Source organism: Noviherbaspirillum sp., assembly GCF_035654295.1.
Classification (GTDB): Bacteria; Pseudomonadota; Gammaproteobacteria; order Burkholderiales; family Burkholderiaceae_D; genus Noviherbaspirillum.
The window spans coordinates 1-5,314 of the sequence record NZ_DASRXF010000178.1; the positions used below are offsets into that span (position 1 = coordinate 1).

5 protein-coding genes are annotated in these 5,314 nt (G+C 63.4%); 1 reads left to right on the top strand and 4 read right to left on the bottom strand.

Annotated elements, in window-relative coordinates:
• From VFF99_RS16840 to VFF99_RS16855, 4 genes are all read right to left on the bottom strand, one after another.
• The coding region (locus tag VFF99_RS16840; protein WP_325019880.1) for a uroporphyrinogen decarboxylase family protein at nucleotides 1–181 on the bottom strand (181 nt) is incomplete at its 3' end.
• Between the two features lie 119 nt (nucleotides 182–300).
• Nucleotides 301–1,698 carry a sigma-54 dependent transcriptional regulator gene (locus VFF99_RS16845; RefSeq protein WP_325019923.1) on the bottom strand — a complete coding sequence of 466 codons (1,398 nt, stop codon included), beginning with the start codon at nucleotides 1,696–1,698 and terminating at the stop codon, nucleotides 301–303.
• Complete coding sequence (locus tag VFF99_RS16850; RefSeq protein WP_325019925.1) at nucleotides 1,685–3,232, bottom strand: sensor histidine kinase; 1,548 nt, start codon at nucleotides 3,230–3,232, stop codon at nucleotides 1,685–1,687. The genes VFF99_RS16845 and VFF99_RS16850 overlap by 14 nt, the downstream gene beginning before the upstream one ends.
• 57 nt (nucleotides 3,233–3,289) lie before the next feature.
• Complete coding sequence (locus tag VFF99_RS16855) at nucleotides 3,290–3,736, bottom strand: hypothetical protein (protein WP_325019927.1); 447 nt, start codon at nucleotides 3,734–3,736, stop codon at nucleotides 3,290–3,292.
• A gap of 380 nt (nucleotides 3,737–4,116) precedes the next feature.
• Between VFF99_RS16855 and VFF99_RS16860 the strand changes: the two genes are divergently transcribed.
• Nucleotides 4,117–5,314 (top strand): PAS domain S-box protein (locus VFF99_RS16860; RefSeq protein WP_325019929.1); only part of this gene is annotated, 1,198 nt, incomplete at its 3' end.

Consider the following 5,314-nt stretch of genomic DNA (forward strand, 5'->3'; position numbering starts at 1 on the left):
TGGCGAAGTCCGGGTTCTTGGCCAGCCCGAGGAAGGAGCCGGCACGCTTGCGCGTGGCGCAGTATTCCGGCAGGTAGCGGCCGGCCTGGCGCATCAGCCACAGCGGCGTGTAGTCGGTGGGCTGGCGCAGCAGCGCGCGCAAAAAGGTGTCGTTCTGGAGGGGGGCGAACTTGGATGACATGGGAAACTTTCTTGGGCGGCGGCGTCTCCGCACGCCGCAGTTGAACTGGCGGGCACGGCGGCCCTCCGGCATATCCGGAAGGCACCCGGTCCCGCTATCTGCCTTGGGCGGCAGGAGGTTTATGCCTTGCTGGCGTCCTGGACCAGGCCAAGCGCTTCATACTCTTCCAGCTTGCGATACAGGCTGGACAAGCCGATGCCCAGCTTTTGGGCCGCCGCGCGGCGGTCGCCGCCGGCGTCCGCGATGGCCTTGTTGATGACCGACGCCTCGAAGCGGCGTACCTGCTCGCGCAGGCTGTCGCCGGACCCGGCCACGGCGGCGCCGTTGCCGGCGGCCGGCGCCGAACGCAGGATCTGCGGCGGCAGGTCATCCCGGCTAATGCGGCCTTCGTCGGCCAGAATCAATGCTCGATCAACCACGTTTTCCATCTCCCGGACGTTTCCAGGCCATTCATAGGCACTCAGGATTTCTTCCACGTCCGGTTCGAGGGAAATCGGCCCCACGTTGCCCAGACGCTTCGCGCCCTTCTGCAGCAAGAACCGCACCAGCCCCGGGATATCCTGGCGGCGTTCGCGCAGCGGCGGCGCATGGACATGGAAGACCGACAGGCGGAAGTACAGGTCTTCGCGGAACTTGCCCTCGGCGACCATCTGCGACAAATCGCGGTTGGTGGCGGCGACGATGCGCACATCGGCGCGCTTGGCCTGTTCGCCGCCGACCGGGCGCACCGTCTTTTCCTCGATCACATGCAGCAGCTTGACCTGCAGCGCCAGCGGCAGTTCGCCGATCTCGTCGAGGAAGATGGTGCCCTTGTCGGCCTCGAGGAACAGGCCCTTGCGCGCCTTGTCGGCGCCGGTGAACGAACCCTTGATGTGGCCGAACAGTTCGCTCTCCATCAGGTTCTCGGGAATGGCGCCGCAATTGACGGGGATGAACGGCCCGTCGGCGCGCTGGCTCTGCTGGTGGATCTGGCGCGCGATCACGCCCTTGCCGGTGCCGCTCTCGCCGGTCACCAGCACCGTGCTGTCGGTGGGCGCGACCTTTGCGATCAGGCGGTCCAGCTGCTTCATCGCTGGCGACTCGAAGACGAAGTTGTCTTCGCGCGCGCCCATGACGAGGTTGCGCAGCACGCGGTTCTCGGAACTGAGACGGCGCAGGTCGCGCACCTTCATCAGGCGGTGCAGCACTTCCTCATTGCGCACCGGCTTGATCATGTAGTCGGATGCGCCCGCCTTGATCGCCTCGATCGCGGTATCGACAGAGGCATATGCCGTCATCATGATGAAGCTCGTCTCGATGCCGGCGGCACGCGCGCGCCGCACGAGCTCGATGCCGGTGAAGTCCGGCATCTTGATGTCGCTGATGGCGACATCGATATCCCCTTTCGACAGGCGCTCCAGCGCCTCCGTGCCGTTGGCTGCCTGGCACACGCTGCAGCCCGACTTGCCGAGGTGGGCGGCAAGGATCTGGCGGATGGCCGGCTCGTCGTCGACGACCAGGACTTCAAGTGATTTCATGGATGAATCGTTCGGTTTCATTTAACGGAAAATAGACATTGACTTGGGTCCCGGCACCCGGGGTGGAATCGATCTCGATGCTACCGCCATGATTTTTCATGATGGAATAGCACAAGGATAAGCCCAAGCCGGTGCCCTTGCCAGCCGGCTTCGTTGTATAGAAGGCCTCGAAGGCCCGTTCGAGCACTTCTTTTTCCATCCCCGCGCCGTTGTCCGCGACGCGCATGCATACCCGATCGCCTTCCTGTCGTGTTGAAATGACAACGATCGGCGACCTGTCATTGACCATCTCCAATGCATCCATCGCATTGATCAGCAGGTTCATGATGACCTGCGTCAGCTGGTCGGCCACGCCGTGGATCGCGGGCAGGCTGTGGTCGAGCTCGAGACGCAGCTCGACGCCGCGCAAGCGCTTGTCATAACGGATCAGGCTGGCGGTGCTGCGCAGCTGCGCGTTCAGGTCCAGCAGCTGCGGCTCGGCCGGTTGCGGCGACGCGAATTCCTGGATCTCGCGCGTGATTGCCGCCAGCCGCTCCGCCTGCGCCTGGATAAGGTCCGGGCGGCACGACCTGCAACAGTCGTGCTTGCAGTAGGCGGAGCCGGCCTCGCGGCGTTCCTTCATGTCCTGCGCGATACCGGAAATGGCGGCAATCGGATTGCCGATCTCGTGCGCCACCCCCGCCGCCAATGCGCCGATGGCGGCCATCTTCTCCTGGTGGAAGTATTTCTGCCGCTCGACGGTGAGTTCCTTTTCCCGCTTGTCGAGCGCGGTCGCCATGCTGTTGACGGCCGCCATGAGCTGGCCGACTTCATCGTGCCGGCGGATCGGGATTGGCGCACCGCGATAACCGTTGACGATGTCAATCGCCCGCTGCTGCAAGGTGCGCAGGTCTTCGGTCAGTTGCTTGAAGAACAGGGCCATGATGGTGCCCAGCAAGGCCAGTCCCATCATGCCGAGGAACAGCGTGGTCATGGCGACCGAGTCGGCCTGTACGCGGTAGCTTTCCGACATGCGTGCGCGGGCCAGCTGCGACTGCTCGGCAAGGTCGGTGAATTCGTTCTTGGTCTTGATCAGTTCCACGATCAGCTGGCTCAAGTTCTCGCGCGAGGCATCGCGGAAGGCATCCTCCAGCGCGGCGTCGGCGCCGTCGAGGCTGAGGTCGAAGCCCGGTACCGCCTGCTGCAGTTCCGCGTGCTTGGTGCGCAGGATCTGGTAATGCATCTGGATGCGCTGCATGCCCGCCTTGCGGTCCTCGGCGTCGACATTGGCGAACACCCCCATGACGGCGTGGAAGGCGGCGGTATCGGCCTGCTTCAGCATGCTGTCGACCTCCAGCGACTTCTGGATCTCATCGAAATCACGCAGCAACTGGTTCTTCTGATGGAATGCGAACAGCGCGATGATCACCGCATAGGCGATCAGCGCGCCGAACACGATCAAGCCTTTTGTCCTGACGGAAAACACGTTCGTGCCCGCTGACTGAAAGGACGGCGCACTCCCCCCCGCGGCGGACTCCTGTTTGAGTAGCCGCATGTGGATTGCGTTCAAGAACTTCCGTATCGAATTCAACAGCCTTGTCCGTTCGATGGGTTATTTAAGCAAGGAAATCGGCCCGTCCGGCGCATTCTCCGCGGCCGCGCGAAGCATCAGCGCCTGCCCGCCGGAGATGGCCGTCTCGTTGCCGGCCAGCCGGATCTGGAACAGCACCGCGCCCATCACGACCAGCATGACGAACGCCCCCGCCGCGCGCGTGCGGTAGACGCGTTCCATCGTGAGATAGATGAGCACCGTCAGCGCGCCGAACAGCGCGATCATTTCGTACAGGGGGTTCAGCGCCCAGCCACTCCCGATCCGGCCCATGGCGAGCGCCAGGAGCGAGGCGACCGCGCCAAGGCCGGCCAGCAGCGACGCCCACTGCCCCACCGCCTTTGACCTGAACCACACATGACTGACGTAGAGCACGGCGGATACGATCAACAACAGGTTGCCGAATCCGAGCACACCGTGCACGAGCGCCGGCGTTTCAAGAAATTCCACAATCTTCCTCCAACATGAACCCTGCGCGAGCCGGCGCAGCCCTCCCGCGCGCCCTGCCCTGCATTCCTCCGCTTTTTGCATCTCCCCGGCGGAGCAGACGACAAGCGATATTGAAATTGCTGCAATCCCGTGTACAAGCAATTTCGGTTCCATCCGGAAAAAAGAGCGCGGCAGGCCGCCAAACTCAAGGGAAGCGCACTCCTGGGGCGGGAAATGGCACTGTTGATTTTTTTCTCGTGAATGGGATAGCACACGCCGTGCTTCCCATTTTCGGGAATGAGACCAGCGTCAAAACATGTGCCCCGGGCGAAACATTGGCACAGGCATATTAATTGCTTTATGGAAATATCTTTCATGTCGCCAAGCCTCCTTTGTCCCCAATGCGCAAGCTGATCGTTTCAAACCTCCTCCTGATCATGTTCCTGGTTGGCGCGGCATCGGGCTTTTTCATGAGCAATATCGGCTGGTGGGGCCTGCGCCAGGGCGAGAAAGACCTGGAACAGGTTTACCGGAGCGGCGGCGTCGTGCTCAAGGATGTCTCCGAGGTCGAGCGCCTGATGCTGCGCTCCCAGGCGCTGTTCATCGACGCGCTCAAGCAGCGCAAGCTGACGCAGGCCGACAGGGAAGCACTGAGCCAGGTCGAAGCGCGGCTGGCCGCCCTGCTCGCCGGCATGCAGCACGATTCCGCCGGCAGCGAGCAATGGACGCACATCGCCCACCTGCATGCACGCGTCGCCTCCAGCCGCCAGCATGCGATGAAGCTGATGGCAGGCGACCCCGCAGCCGCTTACCGTTATCACACGCATACCGTCCTGCCGCTCTACAACCAGCTGTCGTCAACCCTCCACCAGCTGGTTCCGCCGGCCATCGAGGCCGAGCGCCTCGCCTATGAGCAGGCGGTCGCCGGCAACCGGCTGGCGCGCGACACCCTGCTCGCGCTGTCGCTGCTGGCCACCGTATTTTTCTGCGTGACCGCCTGGCTGACTTATCGCGAATCGATGGAAAGGCGGCGCAAGTCGGCGGAGCTGGACCGCGAACATGCGCTGTTCCGCACTCTGTTCGAGGCCAGCAACGACGGCGTCCTGCTGATCAATAATGGCCGCGTCACCGAAGTCAACACGGCAGCCATCAAGCTGTTTGCCCTTCCGGCCACCCCGGTGGACGAGGATGTGGAACTCGGCCGCCTGCAGCCGCGGCACCAGCCGGACGGCACGCTGTCCGCGCCCGCGCTGGAGGCCCGGCTGGAAGAAAGCCTGCAAGGCGGTTCCCAGCGTTTCGAATGGCACTTCCGGTCGCACGACGGCAGGGAATTCCCCGCCGAACTGGCGATCGATGTCGCCCTGCTCGGCGAGCGGGCTACCGTCCAGCTCACCATCCGCGACATCACCCGCAGGAAGACTGCCGAGGCATCGATGCGGCTGGCCAACCAGGCGTTCGAGAACTCGCTGGAAGGCATTGCGATCACCGATGCCAAGGGCAATATCCTGACCATGAACAATGCCTTCACCGTCATCACCGGCTACACCTGTGAGGAAGTCCTCGGCCGCAACCCGCGCGTGCTCAGCTCGGGCCGGCAGT